This is a genomic window from Haloferax profundi (genome assembly GCF_001469865.1).
Lineage (GTDB): Archaea > Halobacteriota > Halobacteria > Halobacteriales > Haloferacaceae > Haloferax > Haloferax profundi.
Map to the genome: position 1 here is coordinate 1 of NZ_LOPV01000465.1, position 766 is coordinate 766.

The 766-nt window shown below is 56.0% G+C and carries 1 protein-coding gene; it reads left to right on the top strand.

Annotated features, from left to right (window positions below):
* Positions 1-84 precede the first annotated feature (84 nt).
* Positions 85-766: CARDB domain-containing protein (locus AUR66_RS15390; protein ID WP_197409811.1), on the top strand; the 682-nt coding region annotated here is incomplete at its 3' end.

Consider the following 766-nt stretch of genomic DNA (forward strand, 5'->3'; position numbering starts at 1 on the left):
CCACAGTCGATAGAGCTCACCGAACGGGATGATCGCCTGCTCGTAAGTTACCGTGCGCACACTGCCGGAAGCAGCGTTGCGCGTGTGTTCTATACTGCACGGGTCAATGACTCGTGGCTCCAGTCCCGAACCTACGCTGATGGGTCTGCACAGAATCTCACGTTCTGGCAGGGAGATTCCGTTGCGACCGATACTGGCTTCGTCTCAGTCTTCGCTGGCAAAGATCTCGGAAGCGAGCAAGCCCACGACTTGTACGTATTCCGCCAACAGTTCCGTCCCGATCTCGGCGTCACAGTTACGACACCACCGTCGAACGCAACAGTCGGGGCTAACGTCACAACCAACGTTACCGTGAGGAACCACGGCGATCTTACAAGCGATCCCTCGGAGGTTGTCCTGACTGCTGGCTCTACTGAGTTAGATTCAGCAGCTGTCCCAACACTCGCTCCGAACGAAACGGCGACAGCACAACTCAACGGAACCGTTGACACGAATGGGACGCTGACGATTACTGTCGACCCAGACGAGACACTCGACGAATTCAGCGAAGAAAACAATCACCGAACACTCACGCTAGCAAAGCCAAACCTTGCCGTCAAACACCTAGAGGCGGTTCGGTGGAACGACTCGCTTATCGTCAGTGCAACTGTGAACAATCCATCGCAAATCCGTGCGCCTGCGACAACCGCGACGATTACGAATGGACCGAACGCCACGTTCACGACCGCTGTTCCCGCACTTGATCCCGGTGCTAACGAGGAAATCG